The organism is Bradyrhizobium sp. ma5 (genome assembly GCF_042258955.1).
GTDB lineage: Bacteria > Pseudomonadota > Alphaproteobacteria > Rhizobiales > Xanthobacteraceae > Bradyrhizobium.
In genome coordinates this window covers 8,087,066-8,104,235 of sequence record NZ_CP170156.1, presented here as the reverse complement: position 1 = coordinate 8,104,235, position 17,170 = coordinate 8,087,066, and the positions used below count along the sequence as shown (strand labels likewise).

The window sequence follows — 17,170 nt, the reverse complement described above, 5'->3', positions numbered from 1 at the left end:
CATATGGCGGTTTACACCGACGTTGCCGCCGAAGACCTCGCGGAATTCCTCAAGAGCTACGACATCGGCGAACTGCTCTCCTACAAGGGCATCGCCGAGGGCGTCGAGAATTCGAACTTTCTGCTGCACACCAGCCAGGGCGCCTACATCCTCACGCTCTACGAGAAGCGCGTGGCCGAGGACGACCTGCCGTATTTCCTGTCGCTGATGGCGCATCTCGCCGCGCGCGGGGTGTCGTGTCCGCAGCCGGCGCGCAACCGCAGGGGCGAGGTCTATAGCCGGCTTGCCGGCCGGCCCGCGGCGATCATCAACTTCCTCGAAGGCATGTGGCCCCGGCGGCCGAACGTGGCGCATTGCTCCGGCGTCGGCGAGGCGCTGGCCAGGATGCATCTGGCTGGCCGCGACTTTCCGCTGGTCCGCAACAACCCGCTGTCGGTCTCCGGCTGGCGGCCGCTGTTCGATCTCGCCGCCGCGCGGGCCGACAGCGTGCAGCCGGGTCTGCACGACTTCATCGCGCGCGAGCTCGATCATCTCGAAGCCGCGTGGCCGGCGGACCTCCCGGTCGGCGTGATTCATGCCGACCTGTTTCCCGACAACGTCTTCTTCCTCGGCGACAAGGTCTCGGGCCTGATCGACTTTCCGTTCGCCTGCAACGACATCCTGGCCTACGACGTCGCGATCTGCCTCAACGCCTGGTGTTTCGAGCCGGATCATTCCTTCAACGTCACCAAGGCGCGCGCGCTGCTCAATGCCTATAGCCGCGAGCGGCAATTGTCGGGGCCTGAACAGGCTGCGCTGCCGCTGCTCGCGCGCGGCGCCGCGCTCCGTTTCCTGCTGACGCGCCTAGTCGATTTCCTCAACGTGCCCGAGGGTGCGCTGGTACAGCCGAAGGATCCGCTGGAATACGTCCGCAAGCTGCGCTTCCATCAGAACGTCGCGAGCCTTAACGACTACGGCATCACACCGGCAGGATGCGCGGCGTGAGCGACAAGCCGCATGTGATCGTCTTCACCGATGGTGCCTGCTCCGGAAACCCCGGACCGGGCGGCTGGGGCGCGATCCTCAGATTCGGCGACGTCGAGAAGGAATTGAAGGGCGGCCAGGCCCACACCACCAACAACCAAATGGAGCTGATGGCGGCGATCTCGGCGCTGGAAGCCCTGAAGAAGCCCTGCGTGGTCGACCTCACCACCGACAGCCAATACGTCCGCCAGGGCATTACCGCCTGGATCCATGGCTGGAAGCGCAACGGCTGGCGCACCGCCGACAAGAAGCCGGTGAAGAATGTCGAGCTGTGGCAGCGCCTCGACGCAGCGCTGAAGCCGCACGAGGTGCGCTGGCACTGGATCAAGGGCCATGCCGGCCACGCCGAGAACGAACGCGCCGACGAGCTGGCGCGCGAAGGTGTGGCGATGGCGCGGTTGAAGGGGTAGCGCGCCGCGCGCCGGCTGCGCATCAGCGATCCCGGCAATCGCCATACCCGAAACTGTCATCGCCCGCGAAAGCGGGCGATCCAGTATTCCAGAGACAGTGGTAATTGAAACGTGAGGCCGCGGCGTACTGGGTTGCCCAGTCCATGTGCGCAATTGCGCACAGGCCGGGCAACGACAGTGTGCGTGCGGCGTCAGCTCAGAGCTGCCCGAGCAGCGTGTCACCGCCGGAGACCTCGACCTTGCCCGGAGCCGGCTCCTTGTTCAGCTTCTTCACCACGCCGTCCTCGACCAGCATCGAGTAGCGGTGGGAGCGGATGCCGAGGCCGTTGCCGGAGGCGTCGAGCTCCATGCCGATCGCCTTGGCGAAGTCGGCATTGCCGTCGGCCAGGAAGACGGCTTCGTCGCGCTGGTCGGTGTCGCGCTTCCAGGCGTTCATCACGAAGGCATCGTTGACCGAGACGATCGCGATGGTGTCGACGCCCTTGTTCTTCATGGCATAGGCGTTGAGGAAGATGCTCGGCAGATGCATCTTGTGGCAGGTGCCGGTGTAGGCGCCGGGCACTGCGAACAGGGCGACCTTCTTGCCCTTGAAAATGTCTTCGGTGGTTTTGACCTGCGGACCCTCGGCGGTCATTACGCGAAACTTGGCTTCCGGCAGCTTGTCGCCAACATTGATCGTCATCGTTGTTCTCCCTCGGTGAAGCGGAATTGTCTTAAACCCGGCCGTGGGATCGCACAATACGAGCTGATGGAGGAACGGCAATGCGGGAAGCCAGTCACCGTTCCGTCATCAGCCGGAAAACCCGCCGGCGTCGAGAAAGGCCTGTTCGTCCGCGGTGGTTTCCCGGCCCAGCACCCGGTTACGGTGCGGGAAGCGGCCGAACCGGCGGATGATGTCGGCGTGGTCCTCGGCATATTTCAGGTTGTCGGGATGGCAGTCATATTGCCGGAACAGCGTCACGCAGCGCTGCTGGTCGTCGAGGTCCTCCGAATGCTCGAAGGGCAGATAGAGGAATTCGCGCAGCACCGGGTCGGTCCGCGCGTCGACGCCGCGGTCGATGGCGCGCCTTGCCACGTCACGCGCCAGCGCATCACTTGAAAAGGTCCTGGCGTCGCCTCGAAACAGGTTTCGCGGAAACTGGTCGAGCACGATGGTCAGCGCCAGCGCGCCCTCGTCGCTCGCCTCCCATGACGACAATTCGCCGGCGGCCGCCTTCTGACAGGTGGCAAGGAAGCGGCTGCGGATTTCGGCATCGAAGGTGTCGTCGCGCGTGTACCAGCGGTCGCGGCCGGCTTCTCGCCAGAACGCGATGACGTCGGCGGGCGTCGCGATGCGAGCGTCAGTCATGTCCGTCCAGCGCCCGCTTGCTCGTCCTTACGCCGCGGCCTTCTTCTCGTCGCGCAGCTCGCGGCGCAGGATCTTGCCGACATTGGTTTTCGGCAGGTCAGCCCTGAACTCGATCTGTTTCGGCACCTTGTAGGCGGTGAGCTGGGTGGCGGCGAACTTGATGATGTCCTCCGCTGTGACGCTCGGGTCCTTCTTGACCACGAAGGCCTTCACCGCCTCACCGGACTTCGCGTCGGGCACGCCGATCACGGCGCATTCGAGCACGCCCGGATGGCTCGCCAGCACTTCCTCGATCTCGTTCGGATAGACGTTGAAGCCCGAGACCAGGATCATGTCCTTCTTGCGGTCGACGATCTTGGTGTAGCCCTTCTCGTCCATCACGCCGATGTCGCCGGTGCGGAAATAGCCATCCGCCGTCATCACCTTGGCGGTCTCGTCAGGCCTGTTCCAGTACCCCGACATCACCTGCGGGCCCTTGGCGCAGATTTCGCCGGCTTCGCCGAGCGGCAGTTCATTGCCGTCGTCGTCGCGGATCGAGAGCCAGGTCGAGGGGACCGGAAGGCCGATCGTCCCGGAGAACTCCGTGATCGTCGCGGGATTGCACGTCAGGGTCGGCGAGGTCTCGGACAGACCATAGCCTTCCGACAACGAGATTCCCGTGACTTTCAGCCATTTCTCCGCGACCGGCTTTTGCGTCGCCATGCCGCCGCCATTGGCGATCTTCAGCTTGGAGAAATCCAGCTTGTCGAAGCCTGGCGTGTTCAACAGGCCATTATAGAGCGTGTTGACGGCCGGGAAAAAGCTGACCTGATATTTCGCCAGCTCCTTGATGAAGCCGGCCATGTCGCGCGGATTGGGGATCAACAGATTGGTGCCGCCGGAGCGCACGCCCAGCAGGTAGCACGCCGTCAGAGCGAAGATGTGATAGAGCGGCAGCGCGCAGACGATCACCATCTGGTCGACGATCGGCGGCTTCTTCAGCGCCGGCTGCAGCCAGGCGTCATTCTGCAGCACGTTGGCGAGTACGTTCTGGTGGATCAGCGTGGCGCCCTTGGAGACGCCCGTGGTGCCGCCGGTATATTGCAGGAAGGCGACGTCCTGGCGCGTCAGCACCGGCTTGTTGAGCTTCATGCCGCGGCCGGCCGACAGCGCCTCGTTGAAGCCGACCGCACCCGGGATCGACCAGGCCGGCACCATCTTCTTCACCCGGCGCACCACCAGGTTGACGATGACGCCCTTGAAGCCGAGCAGGTCGCCCATGCTGCCGACGATCACCTGCTTCACCGCGGTGTTAGGCAGTACCTTCTGCACGGTGGTGGCGAAGTTCTCCAGCACGATGATCGCTTCCGCGCCGGAATCCTTGAGCTGATGCTCGAGCTCGCGCGGGGTGTAGAGCGGATTGACGTTGACCACGGCATAGCCGGCGCGCAGCACGGCGGCGGTCGCGACCGGATATTGCAGCACGTTCGGCATCATCAGCGCGACGCGTGCGCCCTTCTGCAGGCCCTTGCTCTGCAGGTAGGCGCCGAGCGCCGTCGACATCTCGTCGAGCTCGCGATAGGTGATCGCCTTGTCCATGCAGATGAACGCCTTGCGATCGGCGAACTTCTTGAAGCTCTCTTCCAGCAATTCGACCAGCGACGAATATTGCGTGACGTCGATATCGGCGGGCACGCCGGCCGGATAATGCTTGAGCCAGATGCGCTCCATAATGGCTATTCCCTCTCTCAAATTTTGGCTGACGTCCCGGATTGCTTCCGGGTTTTCCGGTCCTTGACCGTGTTATTTCAGGCAGTATTGAGCGATGCCGCGGCCAATGGCAAGCCGCTGCGCGCTATCGACGCATTGGGAATTCGGAGAGGGCCGCCGCTCTGCTTAGCCTGCCGGCTTGGCGTCGGCCTTCGGCTTCTCGGCCTTGGGCTTCGCAGCAGGCTTTGCCGCCGCCGGCTTGCCGGCAGGCTTTGCGGCGGCCGGCTTGTCCGCGGCGGGCTTCGCAGCTGCGGCATCCGGCTTGGCGTTGGCGTGACGCACCGGCTTGGCCGCCGGCTTGTTGTCCGACTTGGAAGCGCTCTTGGCATCACCCTTGGCGTCGTCGGCCGCATCGGACTTCTTGCCGGCGACACGGGTGTGCTTGCCCTTGGCGCGCTTGGCCGGCTGCAGCTTCTCGGTGTCGGCATCGACCGCGGCGATCAGCGCAGCCCCGGTCTTGGTCGGTCCCGTATAAACCACGACCGGTTCGGACGCCGCCGCCGGCTGCGCCAGCATGTCGGCCGGTTTGGTCGGCATCGCGGCCTGTAGGCCCGAGGCGAAGAAGCTCACGCCGCTGTCGCCGTTGGTGCTCGCGCCGGCGCTGGCGACGGTGTCTTCTCCGTCCTCGTCGCTGGCGGGCCGCTTGTGCTTGGCGCCGCACATCTCCTCGCGCAGGTTCGGCGGGGTGGTATCGATCGGCACCAGATTGTCGACGGTGCCGAGCGAGGGCCGCAGCCACGCCAGCCCGTTATTGGCAAAGCCGCGATCCAGGAGCTGCGCGGCGCGGATCGCGCGCATGCGGCCCGAGGAGGCGCCGAGCACCACGGCGATCAGCCGCTTGCCGTCGCGCGTCGCCGACGCCACGAGATTGTAGCCGGAGGCGCAGATGAAGCCGGTCTTGAAGCCGTCGGCGCCGGGATAGCGGCCGATCAGCTTGTTGAAGTTCTGGGTGACGCGGCGGCCGAAGCGGATCGACGGGATGTGGACGAAATACTCGTATTCCGGCAGGTCGCGGATGATGGCGCGGGCGAGGATCGCCATGTCGCGCGCCGAGGTGATCTGGCCATCGGCAGGCAGGCCGTTCGGGTTGACGTAGCTCGTTTGCGTCATGCCGAGCTTTTGCGCGGTCTGGTTCATTTCGCCGGCAAAGCCGTCGATCGAGCCGCCGATGCCCTCGGCCAGCACCACGGCCATGTCGTTGGCCGACTTCACCAGCATCATCTTGAGCGCGTTGTCGACGGTGACCTGGGTGCCGGGCCGAAGGCCCATCTTCGAGGGCGACTGTGATGACGCAGTCGGCGACACCGTGAGCAGCGTGTCGAGCGACACCCGGCCATCCTTGACCGCCTTCAGCGTCACATAGGCGGTCATCAGCTTGCTGAGCGAGGCCGGATACCACGGCATAGTGGCGTTGTCGGCCTGCAGCACCTTTCCGGAATCGGCCTCGACGACCAGCAGCGCCTCGGCTTGCGCGATCTGCGGCGTTGCGATGGCGAGCATCGCGACGGCCAGAATCCATTTCAACGACGGGCGCAGCGGGCGAGGAAAATACACGACGGTTCCGGTCCTTTGAGACCCGCCTTCGAGAAGGAGGTCTTGCGATGTGACGTACGGGTTTCAAGCGTGTCCGGCGCCGCATTGCGGCGATGCAAACCTATACCGGCTTGCCAGCTGAGAACAGAGGCCGGCCAATTATATCGTGGACGAAATCGGCTGAATTTCGGCAGCCGCCTCAATTGGAAAGGGCAGAATTATGGTGCCTCGATGCCGGCGCGCGCCTGTTCCTGGACCATGAACTGGGCCCGCGCAAGTTCGGCAAAACGCCCGCCTTTCGCTACCAGTTCATCGAAAGTTCCGCTTTCGATCACCCGTCCCTGGTCGAACAACAGGATGCGGGTGGCGTAGCGGATGGTCGAGAGACGGTGCGCGATCACGAAGGTGGTGCGGCCCTTCATCACTTCGTCGAGAGCAGCATTCACCTTGGCCTCGGTGACGGCGTCGAGCGCGCTGGTCGCCTCGTCGAGGATCAGGATCGGCGGATCCTTGAGCAGCGCACGCGCAATTGATAATCGCTGACGTTCGCCGCCGGAGAGCATGCGGCCGCGCTCGCCGGCATGGGTGTCGAACTTCTTTTCGCTGCGCTCGATGAAATCCAGCGCCTGCGCGCGCGCCGCGGCGGTGCGCAGCTCCTCGTCGGTCGCATCGGGCTTGCCGACACGCAGATTGTCGGCGAGCGAGCGGTTGAACAGCAGCGCCTCCTGGAACACCACGCCGATGTTCCGCCGCAGCGCCGTCAGCTTCAGCGCGCGTATGTCCATACCGTCGATCTTGATGATGCCGGATTGCGGATCGAACGCGCGATGCAGCAGCGCGATCGCGGTGGATTTGCCGGCGCCGGTCGAGCCGACCAGCGCGATGGTCTGGCCGGGCAATGCGGTGAAGCTGAGATCCTCGATCGCCGGCCGCTTGCCGTCATAGGAGAACGAGACGTCGTTGAATTCGACCAGCCCCGACAGCCGGCCGGGATCGACCGCGCCGGGCCGGTCGCGCACCGCCGGCACCGCGTCGAGCACGTCGAAGAATTCCTGCAGCCGCGGCGCTTCCATGAATACGTTGTTGATGAAGCTCACCACCTGCTCGAGCTTCTGGATCAGCATGGTCGCGAACGAGACGAACATCACGATCTCGCCGACCGTGGTGAGGCCCTCGTTGTGGAGCGCGATGCCGACCGTGAAGATCGCGAGCACCGTGATCGTGGTCGAGGCGCGCGTGATCACGGTGACCAGCGCCCACCATGACAGCACCGGCATCTGCACCGCGAGCAGCTTGTCGGCGACGTAGCGCAGGCCCTGCACCTCGGAATCGATCCGCACGAAGCTCTGCACCAGCGCGACATTGCCGAGCGCGTCGGAGGCGCGCGCCGAGAGGTCGCTGTAATAGGCTTCGACCTCGCTCTGCATGCCGTAGGTCTTGCGCACCACCAGCGTGGTCAGCACGGTGAACACGACACAGAGTGCGAACAGCAGGATCGCCAGCCGCCAGTTGATGTAGAGCGCGAGCGGCAGCAGCACGATCAGCGACATGATCGCGGCGAAGTGTTCGCGGAAGAAGCCGAGCCAGAGCCGCCACAGCGCGTCGGTGCCGTTCAGCATCACCTTCATCAGTCGCCCGGAATGGGTGCCGGAGTGGAAGGTCAGCGGCAGCTGCAGGATGTGCTCGAAATAATCCGTCAGCACCGCCTGGCGCTGGCGGTGCGCGAGACGGTCGGCCTGTAGTGCTACGATCGCGCTGCAGCCGATCGTGAACAGGCCGAACGCCGCCCAGGCCGCGAGCAGCGGCCATGCCGAGGAGGTCGCGAACAACCCGGTGACCGGCCGGCCCGACAGCACGTCGACGATCTTGCCGAACAGCACCGGCTCGGCGAATTGCGCGCCGGCGAGCAGCATGTTGGCCGCGGCGAGGATCCAGCCGAGCCGCGCCTCCTTGCCGAGCAGTTCGAGGACGCGGGTATAGAGGCGAAGCATGGACATGCCGGCGGGACTCGTCAGCGGTGGGCGCCCGGTCAGGCGGGATGCAATTTAATCAGGGTTCGCGGGCGAGGGCCAGCCGGGCGGTGACGTATCGCGCTCCGCGATTTGCCGGGCACGACGACTGCGCGGAGGGCAACTCTCAATTCACCAGCCGGCCGTCGATCGGCGGCAGGAATTGGTCGTCGAAGATGTCGGCGGCGTGCGGCCGCTTCTGGAATTTGAAGTCTTCGGCGAGCTGGTCGACCGACCGCTCGAAGCGCTCCACCTCGATGCCGCCGAGGCCGTCGCGTTTCACCTCGCCGGTCAGGATGTTGTCGCGGATGATGGCGCCTAGCCGCTCAAGCTCGAGATCGCGCGAACCGCCATCCATCCGGCTCACCACCTCGCCCGCGGCACGGGCGGGGTCCTTGACCGCGAGGTTGGTGCCGCCGATCACCGCGCGCACGAAGCCTTTCACCGCGTCCGGCTTAGCCGCCGCAAGGCGCGGGCTGACGATCACGGCAAAGCCATAGGCTTCGCAGCCATAGTCGGCGAAGCGCAGCACCGCGAGATCGTCGGCGGGCACGCCGCGATCGCGCAGATTGATCGCCGAGAGATAGGAGAAGCCGGTGACGGCATCGATCTGGCCTGCGGAGAGCATCGGCTCGCGCACCGCGGCGCTGATCGTGTTCTGCTTCACGCTCGCAAGCTTGATGCCGTTCTGCCTGGCGACCGCGGGCCACAGCCGGATCGAGAGGTCGCCCTCGGCGACGCCGAGGTTCTTGCCTTGAATGTCGGTCAGCGCCTTGATGCCCCGGCTTTTGCGGGCGATGATCGCATAGGGCGCCTGGTTGAACAGCACGAACACCGCCTTGACGGGGGCCGCACCCGGCTTGTCGCGAAAGCGGATCAGCGCGTTGATATCGACGAGGGCGAAATCGCTCGAGCCGTCGGCGACGCGCGCGATGGCGTCCGCCGAGCTGGTGGCGACGTTGGTGCCGACCGCAAGGCCCTCGGCGCTGAACAGGCCGCCGGCCGACGCCATCACGAATGGGGCCGCGGCGGCATCAAGCGGACGGTCGAGCGTGAACTGGATGGTGATCGGCTGCGGCGCGTCGCCGGCGCGCAGCGGTGTGACGGCCGGCCACACGCCGCCCGAAAGGCCGATCATGCCGGCCAGTATCCAGCGGAGAACGGTGGTCCGACTTACCTGCATCATGACATCCGGGAGGCGAGACAAAGTGCCGCGCCGGCTGCGCCTGCTTCATGACATCGAATGCGCCAGGGCAGCGTGCAATTCAAGCATCAATTTCAAGCGTTATTTGCATGCATTCTGCCCCAGGCAAGGTGAACGGCCGATGACTGCCTCGATTTCACCTCAGGTTGTTCAGCTTGCATTCGGTTTGGGGAACCTAATGTAGAGGCAGTGGTTAGCTAACCAGGGCCCGTCGGGCCGGCTTCCAAAAAGGATGACTGCAATGTTTGCGCGAAAAGGTGTTTTTTCGTCTATTGGCCGCGCAGCCACATTGGCAACGGTTGCCGCGGTGGCGTTGACGGCCGTTGAGCCGACGATGGCGTTCGCAGGCTCTGCTCCGGCAGGCAAGGCGGCGGCCGTGACCACGTCGCACGGCACGAGCGGCGCAACCGACATCAGCGCGCGCCGTCGCTACTATGGCGGCGGTGGCGCGGCTGCCGCGGCTGCGTTCGCCGGGATCGTCGGCACGGGCCTGGCAATCGCCGCGGCCCAGAACCGTCGCGACTACTACGACTCCTATGGCTACTACGATGGCGGTCCGGGCTACGGCGGTCCAGCCTATTATGGTGGTGGCCCGGCCTATTACGGCGGCGGACCGTATTATGGTTATCACGGCTATTACGGGCGCCGCTCGGCACTGCCGTATACGCCGTACTGACGCCGTCGTCGGTTCTCAGAACTGTCACAATAGATCGAATCCACCGGCTGCGAGGCCGGTGGATTTTTCGTTGTCGGTCGGGTCGTTAACACGCTGGCGACGCGTTTCGATTAGGCTCGTAGGATGAGTGATTCGATCGAGCGGCTTTACCAGGCGGTGATCGCGGCCAAGGATCTTGATCCGGCTACGTCGCGCACGGCACGGCTGTTCCAGCGCGGGCCGGCCAAGATGGCCAAGAAGCTCGCCGAGGAAGCGGTCGAGGTCGTGATCGACGCCGTTACCGGCAAGCCGGACGCCGTCGTCCGCGAGAGCGCGGACCTGCTCTACAATCTCACCGTTCTCTGGGCGTCGCTAGGCGTGAAGCCCGAGGATGTCTGGCGCGAGATGGCGCGGCGCGAGCGGCTGCTCGGGATCGCCGAGAAGCTCCCGAAGTCGCCGGTCAAGGTCTCCAAGTCCCTGTCCAAGACCGCGCCCGTTCCGGTGGTTCGGCGTCGAATTGTCGCGCTGGAGAACCGGCTGCGCAAACGGCAGTCGTAAATCAACCAAATTCGATCCATTCCCGGCATGGACAAATCCGCTCCATGATGGTTCATCGCGCCCATGTTGAAACGGATTTACGACTGGTGCGTCGCGGCGGCCGACAAGCCCTACGCACTGTGGATTCTCGCGGCCGTCGCTTTCGCCGAGAGCTCCTTCTTCCCGATCCCTCCTGACATCATGCTGCTGCCGATGTCGTTGGCGCGGCCGAAGCGGGCCTGGTGGTTCGCGGCCGTCTGCACCGTCGCGTCGGTCGCCGGCGGCGTGCTCGGCTACGCGATCGGCGCGCTGCTCTACGACTCGCTCGGACAATGGCTGATCCATCTCTATGGCCTCTCCGACAAGGTCGACGCGTTCCGCGCTTCCTATGCCGAGTGGGGTGCCGTCATCATCCTCGTGAAGGGGCTGACGCCGATCCCCTACAAGCTCGTGACGATCACGTCGGGCTTTGCCGGCTACAACATCTGGCTGTTCATCCTGTGCTCGATCGTCGCACGCGGCGGCCGCTTCTTCTTCGTCGCGGTGCTGCTCAACCGCTATGGCGATATCATCCGCGCCGAACTCGAGAAGCGGCTTGGCCTGTGGGTCGCGATCGGCGCGATCGTGCTGGTGCTGGGCTTTGTTGTCGCATTCAAGCTGATCTGACCAAAGTTCTAGCCGTTCGCGTCTTTGCTCGCGGACGGCTTCGGACTACGGTCGTTACGTTGGCTGATGGAATCGACGACCGGTGAATCTCGCGAGACTCAATTCCGCCAGGGCGTGCGTTGCGATCGCGGGCCTAGCGCTGTCGATGGCGCTGCCTGAGATCGACCGCGGATGGGCGCAGGCTGCGCCGCCCGCGCTCGGCGTACAGTCGCCGCCTGTGGAAGTTCAGCCGCAACCGATCGAGCTGCCGCCCGCGCCCGTCGAGCGCGAGAATCCGGGACCGATCAACGAAATCGGAAAGCTGTTCGAGAAGTCGAAGTCGGTGCTGCCACAGCTGAAGAGCCCCGGCGAGACCATCAACGATCTGTCGAACATCGCGCGCCCCTCGACGATGGTGACCGGGCGCGCAGCCTGCGTGGTGGCCTCGAACGGTGCGCCGGACTGCAAGATCGGCGCCGACCGGCTGTGCCAGAGCAAGGGCTTCAAGGAGGGCAAGAGCATCGATACCGACGCCTCCGAGAAATGCTCGCCGCTGGTCTATCTGCCGGGCCACAAGCGCGGGCCGAACGACTGCAAGACGGAAAATTTCGTGACACGGGCAGTCTGCCAATAGGACCGGCAATACTGCGTCTGGGATACCATACGCCTGCGAAAAATGCCGTGTGTGGATGAGGTTTTGTCATCCTTTTGCAGCGCCAGAACGCAATCCTTGACAGTGGAAAGATTGCCTTGTTGGTATGACGCTCAGCATTCGAGACCAACCAGCTTGAGGATCCGCCGCCTATGTCCATGCCTGCTCTGTTCAAGGGCCGCCTGTCTCTTCCCGTGATCGGGGCGCCGCTGTTCATCATCTCGGTGCCCGACCTCGTCATCGCCCAGTGCAAGGCCGGCGTGGTCGGCTCGTTTCCGTCGCTGAACGCGCGGCCGCCGGAACTGCTCGACGAATGGCTGTACCGGATCAAGGAAGAGCTTGCCGCCTACGACAAGGCGCATCCGGAGCGGCCGTCGGCGCCGTTCGCGGTGAACCAGATCGTGCACAAGTCGAACAACCGGCTCGATCACGACATGGCGCTTTGCGAGAAGCACAAGGTGCCGATGATCATCTCATCGCTCGGCGCGCGCGAGGAGCTCAACCAGGCCGTCCACGGCTGGGGCGGCATCGTGTTCCACGACGTGATCAACCAGAAGTTCGCGCACAAGGCGATCGAGAAGGGCGCCGACGGCCTGATCCTGGTCGCGGCCGGCGCCGGCGGTCATGCCGGCACGTTGTCGCCGTTTCCGTTCGTGTCGGAGACGCGGCAGTGGTTCGACGGGCCGATCGCATTGTCGGGCACCATCGCCAACGGTCGCGCCATTCGCGCCGCGCGCATCATCGGCGCCGACTTCGCCTATATCGGCTCCGCCTTCATTGCGACCAAAGAGGCAAACGCGGTCGAGGGCTACAAGAGCATGATCACCAATTCGTCCGCCGAGGACATCGTCTACTCCAATTTGTTCACCGGCGTGCACGGCAACTATTTGAAGCCGTCGATCGTCGCCGCGGGCATGGATCCGGAAAACCTGCCGACCTCCGATCCCTCGAAGATGAGCTTTGGCACCGACTCCTCCGGCGAGCGCGCCAAGCCGAAGGCCTGGAAAGAGATCTGGGGCTCCGGCCAGGGCGTCGGCAGCATCTCCAAGGTGGTGCCCGCGGCCGAGCTGATTGGCCGGTTCAAGAAAGAGTATGACGAAGCGGTCGATCCGGCACTTGGTTGATGGAGCCGATCTTTCGCGTTGACGGCGACCGCGTCGTCACCAGTCCCGATGCCGCGGGTCCATGGGACCCGCGGATGCAGCATGGTTCCGCGCCGGCCGCGCTGGTGGTGTGGGCTGCCGAAGCTATCCCCGCGCCGGTGCCGATGCGGATCGCGCGGGTCACGATCGACCTGATGCGTCCGGTGCCGGTGGCGCCGCTGACGGTCTCGAGCGAGATCCTGCGCGACGGCCGCAAGATCCAGCTCTGCGGCGTCAGGCTGCTCGCCGACGGCGTCCTCGTCGTCTCGGCCACCGTGCTGAAGATCAAGCAGCAGACAGCCGAGCTGCCGCCCGATATCGCAGCCCTTCCGGTCGATCTGCCGGGCCCCGACGAAAGCACGGTCGAGCCGGGCAATCTTGCGAACAGTCCGTTCACGAAGAACATCTCGATGCGGGCCGCGCGCGGCCGCTTCGGCGTGCTGGGCCCGGGCGCGATCTGGTTCCGCGTCAACCAGCCGCTGATCGAGGGCTCCGTCGTCTCGCAGGCGATGCGTGCCGTGGTCGCTTCGGATTTCTCCAACGGCGTTTCACCGGCGCTCGATTTCAGCCAGTGGACCTTCATCAATGCCGACCTCACCGTGAGCCTGGCGCGGGAGCCGGTCGGCGACTGGGTCCTGCTCGACAGCGAAACCTGGATCGGGCCTGACGGTGTCGGGCTTGCGATGTCGCGGCTCGCCGACCAGCGCGGCTATTTCGGCAGGGCCGTCCAGAGCCTGGTGATCGAGCGGCGCTAGCGCCGGACCCATTTCGCCCACCGCGATGGACTAGGGTAGCCCCTCAGCGGCCGCCCTTGTACAAAAATACCCCCGCGGGTCCGGAACGGTTGGCGGCACCAACGAGTTTTGGTCTCGTTAGGGGGTGTCATGACGCGCATCGATCTCGCCGCCGATTTCCTGGCCAAGGCCGTCCGGCGGCCCTGTGCGTTTCGGGCGGCTGTTATCAGCGCTGTGCGGTGGCTCGGAGCCACGCGGTGAAGCCCGGCCCGTCCTCGGAACGCGCGGTCATCCTCGCCGCGAGCGAGCGGGACGCCGTCAACACCGCACACCTGATCAAGGAAGCCGGCTATTACGCCAACATCTGCGGCGACCTCGCCGAGTTCGAGCGCCAGGTCGCAAGCGGGGCGGGCCTTGCCATCATTGCCGATGAGGCGATCAGGACCGCCGACCTTGTCGGCCTGACGCGCTGGCTGAACGAGCAGCCGTCATGGTCGGATTTTCCCATCGTGCTGATGAGCGAGAAGGGCGGGCCCGAGCGCAATCCCGAAGCGGCACGGCTCGGCCGCGCGCTCGGCAATGTCACCTTCATCGAGCGGCCGTTCCATCCGACCACGCTGGTGAGCCTGGTCGCTGCGGCGGTCCGCGGCCGCCGCCGCCAGTACCAGACCCGCCAGATCCTGGAAGACCTGACCGAGAGCGAAGACCTGTTGCAGACCGCGCTCGATGCCGGCCATCTCGGCGCGCTCGAACTTCATCTGCCGGATTTCGAGCTCGAGCCGTCGCCGACCTGCAAGACATTCTTCGGGCGCAAGCCTCGCGGTCCCTTCACCTATCAGGATCTGCTCGACGCGGTGCATCCCGATGACCGCGCTCGCCGCAGCGAAACCGTCGAGCAAACGTTGCGCACCGGCGCGGATTACCGGATCGAGTATCGCATCATCTGGCCCGACGGCACCCAGCACTGGCTCGATGTGCGCGCCCGCGCGGTGCGCCGGCCCGACGGCAGCATCCGGTCGCTGGTCGGGGTCTGCTCCGACATCACCGCGCGCAAGACCGCGGAGATCGAGCGCGAGGCGCTGCTGGCGCAGCTCGCCGCGGAGCGCACAGCGCTTGCCGAGCTCACCGCGACGCTGGAGCAGCGGGTCGAGCAGCGCACCGCCGACCTGATGAAGGAGGTCGCCGCGCGCGAGCGGGCGCAGGAACAGCTCCGCCATGCGCAGAAGATGGAGGCGATCGGCCAGCTCACCGGTGGCGTCGCGCACGACTTCAACAATCTGCTGATGGCCGTGATGGGCAATCTCGATCTGCTGCGCAAGCGGATGCCGGAGGATCCGCGCCTGCGCCGGCTGGTCGACGGCGCGTTGCAGGGCGCCGAGCGCGGTGCCTCGCTGACGCAGCGGCTCTTGGCATTCGCACGGCAGCAGGATCTGCGCGCGGTGCCGGTCGATCTCGGCGCGCTGGTGCGCGACATGAGTGAGTTACTCGAGCGCTCGCTCGGGCCACGCATCACGCTGCGGCTTGACATCCCGGACGGACTGCCGGCGGCCTGCGTCGATACCAACCAGCTCGAGCTTGCGGTGCTCAACCTTGCGATCAACGCGCGCGATGCGATGCCGGATGGCGGCGTGATCGAGATCCGCCTCGCGGCCTGGCAGGTCAAAAACGATCAGGCCAAAAGTGATCCCGCGCTCCAGCCGGGCAGCTACCTGAAACTGTCGGTGGTCGACAGCGGCACCGGTATGTCGCCGGACGTGCTGAAGCGAGCGATCGAGCCGTTCTTCTCGTCAAAGCCGGTGGGCAAGGGGACCGGGCTCGGCCTGTCGATGGTGCATGGGCTCGCGGTGCAGCTCGGCGGCGCGCTGCAATTGTCGAGCGCGGTGGGCAAGGGCACCACGGCCGTGCTGGTGCTGCCGGTCGCGACAACAGCGCCGGCGGTCGAGGGCCCGGCGCCGGCGGCACAGAAGGTCAAGCGCTCGGCGGTGATCCTGCTGGTCGACGACGATCCGCTGATTGCGATGTCGACCATGGAGATGCTGGAGGACCTCGGCCATCGCGTGATCGGCGCCAGTTCTGGACCGCACGCGCTTGATATCCTCAGGAGCGACCAGAAGATCGACCTGATGATGACCGATCACGTGATGCCCGGCATGACCGGCCTCGAGCTCGCCGCGGCCTCGCGCGAGTTGCGCCCGCATCTCGTCGTCCTGCTCGCCACCGGCTATGCCGAGCTGCCCGATGGCACCCAGGTCGACCTGCCGCGGCTGGCCAAGCCCTACCACCAGGATCAGCTGCGCGAGCGGCTCGATCAGCTGCTGGGGCAGGGGGCGGGACAGCACACGGTCGCTGCCAGCGCCGACAGTCTCGCCTCGCCTTCCACTCTTTCCCCGTCACATTGAAAGCCGCGCTTGCACGGCGCCTCGACACGCTGCCGCGAACCGCGGCCGCGCGGCTGACAATGTCGGAAACGTGATCTGCGCGCGATGGCCGCGCGGGAGGATAAGCGCGTCACCGGTGTTGCTTACATCACGTTGAAGAACGACGAGCACCACGTGGGAGCTGCGTTATGAAGGTATTCACCCGACTGGCGATCTCTGCCGTTCTCGCCGGCATGGCCATGCAGGTTGCGGCAAGCGACCTGCAATCGAGCCGGCGATCGATTTCGTATCACACGGTGGACGTTCTGGGCCTCAACATCTTCTACCGCGAAGCCGGGCCGGCCGACGCACCGGTCGTGCTGTTGCTGCACGGCTTTCCTTCCTCATCGCGGATGTGGGAGCCGCTGCTGCCTCTGCTGGCGGATAAATATCATATCATCGCCCCTGATTATCCCGGATTCGGCAACAGCAGTGCGCCTGCGCCGTCCAATTTTGAATACACCTTCGACAATCTCGCGCGCGTGACGAGCGAGTTCGCGACAAAGCTCGGTCTTGGTCACTATGTGCTGTTCATGCAGGACTATGGCGGGCCCATCGGCTTCCGTCTGGCGCTTGCCCATCCCGAACGTATCAGCGCCATCATCATCCAGAACGCGGTCGCCCACGAACAGGGTTTGGGCCCGGTTTGGGAAGCGCGCAGGAAGTTCTGGGCGGATCCGGCAGGCGAGCTCGACAAGCTCAAGGCCAACTTCACCTCCGCCGAGGCGACGCGTTTGCGTCATGTCGGTACGAGCCCGCATCCCGATCGCTACGATCCGGATATGTGGGGTGACGAATCCGCGTTTCTGGCCCGCCCGGGCCAGACCGACATCCAGGCCACGCTGTTCCTGGATTACCGGACTAACGTTGCCTCCTATCCGCTCTGGCAGAAATGGCTTCGCGAGACGCAGCCGCGAACCCTTGTCCTCTGGGGCAGATACGACCCGTCCTTCATTGTCGCCGGTGCAAACGCCTATGCCGACGATGTGCCGAAAGCCGAGGTGCACATCCTGGACGCCGGACATTTCGCACTCGACGAAGCGACCGACGAGATCGCCACGCTGGTTCGCGATTTTCTTGCGCGTCTGGACCAGCACAAGGAATGATGTCGA

The 17,170-nt window shown here is 65.1% G+C and carries 16 protein-coding genes; 10 read left to right on the top strand and 6 right to left on the bottom strand.

Annotation, left to right across the window (positions count from 1 at the left end):
• Positions 1–3: 3 nt before the first annotated feature.
• Together ACE103_RS38305 and rnhA are read left to right on the top strand one after the other, a co-directional pair.
• Entirely contained in the window at positions 4–984 is a 981-nt protein-coding gene (locus tag ACE103_RS38305; RefSeq protein ID WP_375777209.1) for a homoserine kinase, read from the top strand.
• A complete protein-coding gene (gene rnhA, locus ACE103_RS38300) occupies positions 972–1,433 on the top strand; it encodes a ribonuclease HI (protein ID WP_375777208.1) in 462 nt (153 codons plus the stop codon). Before ACE103_RS38305 ends, rnhA begins: the two co-directional genes overlap by 13 nt.
• 196 nt (positions 1,434–1,629) lie before the next feature.
• Here rnhA and ACE103_RS38295 read toward each other — a convergent pair whose 3' ends face one another.
• From ACE103_RS38295 to ACE103_RS38270, 6 genes are all read right to left on the bottom strand, one after another.
• Positions 1,630–2,115 (bottom strand): peroxiredoxin, encoded by a 486-nt coding sequence (locus tag ACE103_RS38295; protein WP_223966688.1) that lies wholly within the window; start codon positions 2,113–2,115, stop codon positions 1,630–1,632.
• 108 nt (positions 2,116–2,223) lie between these two features.
• Positions 2,224–2,781 carry a DUF924 family protein gene (locus ACE103_RS38290; protein WP_375777207.1) on the bottom strand — a complete coding sequence of 186 codons (558 nt, stop codon included), beginning with the start codon at positions 2,779–2,781 and terminating at the stop codon, positions 2,224–2,226.
• 27 nt (positions 2,782–2,808) lie between these two features.
• Positions 2,809–4,491 carry a long-chain fatty acid--CoA ligase gene (locus ACE103_RS38285; protein WP_223967201.1) on the bottom strand — a complete coding sequence of 561 codons (1,683 nt, stop codon included), beginning with the start codon at positions 4,489–4,491 and terminating at the stop codon, positions 2,809–2,811.
• 165 nt (positions 4,492–4,656) lie between these two features.
• Positions 4,657–6,030 carry a D-alanyl-D-alanine carboxypeptidase family protein gene (locus tag ACE103_RS38280; RefSeq protein WP_374707959.1) on the bottom strand — a complete coding sequence of 458 codons (1,374 nt, stop codon included), beginning with the start codon at positions 6,028–6,030 and terminating at the stop codon, positions 4,657–4,659.
• 251 nt (positions 6,031–6,281) lie between these two features.
• On the bottom strand, positions 6,282–8,060 hold the full coding sequence (locus tag ACE103_RS38275; RefSeq protein WP_223966693.1) for a glucan ABC transporter ATP-binding protein/ permease: 1,779 nt from the start codon (positions 8,058–8,060) through the stop codon (positions 6,282–6,284).
• Positions 8,061–8,199: 139 nt separating this feature from the next.
• The gene (locus tag ACE103_RS38270) at positions 8,200–9,255 is read right to left on the bottom strand and encodes an ABC transporter substrate-binding protein (RefSeq protein ID WP_223966694.1); all 1,056 of its coding nucleotides are present in this window, start codon (positions 9,253–9,255) and stop codon (positions 8,200–8,202) included.
• A 262-nt stretch (positions 9,256–9,517) separates the two neighbouring features.
• Between ACE103_RS38270 and ACE103_RS38265 the strand changes: the two genes are divergently transcribed.
• The 8 genes from ACE103_RS38265 (at position 9,518) to ACE103_RS38230 (ending at position 17,164) form a co-directional block, all read left to right on the top strand.
• Positions 9,518–9,952: a hypothetical protein gene (locus tag ACE103_RS38265; RefSeq protein WP_375777206.1), complete on the top strand. Its 435-nt coding sequence runs from the start codon at positions 9,518–9,520 to the stop codon at positions 9,950–9,952.
• A gap of 123 nt (positions 9,953–10,075) precedes the next feature.
• Entirely contained in the window at positions 10,076–10,489 is a 414-nt protein-coding gene (gene hisE, locus ACE103_RS38260; RefSeq protein WP_223966696.1) for a phosphoribosyl-ATP diphosphatase, read from the top strand.
• 63 nt (positions 10,490–10,552) lie between these two features.
• On the top strand, positions 10,553–11,134 hold the full coding sequence (locus ACE103_RS38255; protein WP_223966697.1) for a YqaA family protein: 582 nt from the start codon (positions 10,553–10,555) through the stop codon (positions 11,132–11,134).
• Between the two features lie 82 nt (positions 11,135–11,216).
• The gene (locus ACE103_RS38250) at positions 11,217–11,747 is read left to right on the top strand and encodes a hypothetical protein (RefSeq protein ID WP_375777205.1); all 531 of its coding nucleotides are present in this window, start codon (positions 11,217–11,219) and stop codon (positions 11,745–11,747) included.
• Positions 11,748–11,917: 170 nt separating this feature from the next.
• Positions 11,918–12,889 carry a nitronate monooxygenase family protein gene (locus tag ACE103_RS38245; RefSeq protein ID WP_223966698.1) on the top strand — a complete coding sequence of 324 codons (972 nt, stop codon included), beginning with the start codon at positions 11,918–11,920 and terminating at the stop codon, positions 12,887–12,889.
• Positions 12,889–13,662: a thioesterase family protein gene (locus ACE103_RS38240; protein ID WP_375777204.1), complete on the top strand. Its 774-nt coding sequence runs from the start codon at positions 12,889–12,891 to the stop codon at positions 13,660–13,662. The genes ACE103_RS38245 and ACE103_RS38240 overlap by 1 nt, the downstream gene beginning before the upstream one ends.
• Before the next feature lie 236 nt (positions 13,663–13,898).
• Positions 13,899–16,040: an ATP-binding protein gene (locus ACE103_RS38235; protein ID WP_375777203.1), complete on the top strand. Its 2,142-nt coding sequence runs from the start codon at positions 13,899–13,901 to the stop codon at positions 16,038–16,040.
• A 167-nt stretch (positions 16,041–16,207) separates the two neighbouring features.
• Positions 16,208–17,164: an alpha/beta fold hydrolase gene (locus ACE103_RS38230; RefSeq protein ID WP_375777202.1), complete on the top strand. Its 957-nt coding sequence runs from the start codon at positions 16,208–16,210 to the stop codon at positions 17,162–17,164.
• The last annotated feature ends 6 nt before the right edge of the window (positions 17,165–17,170 follow it).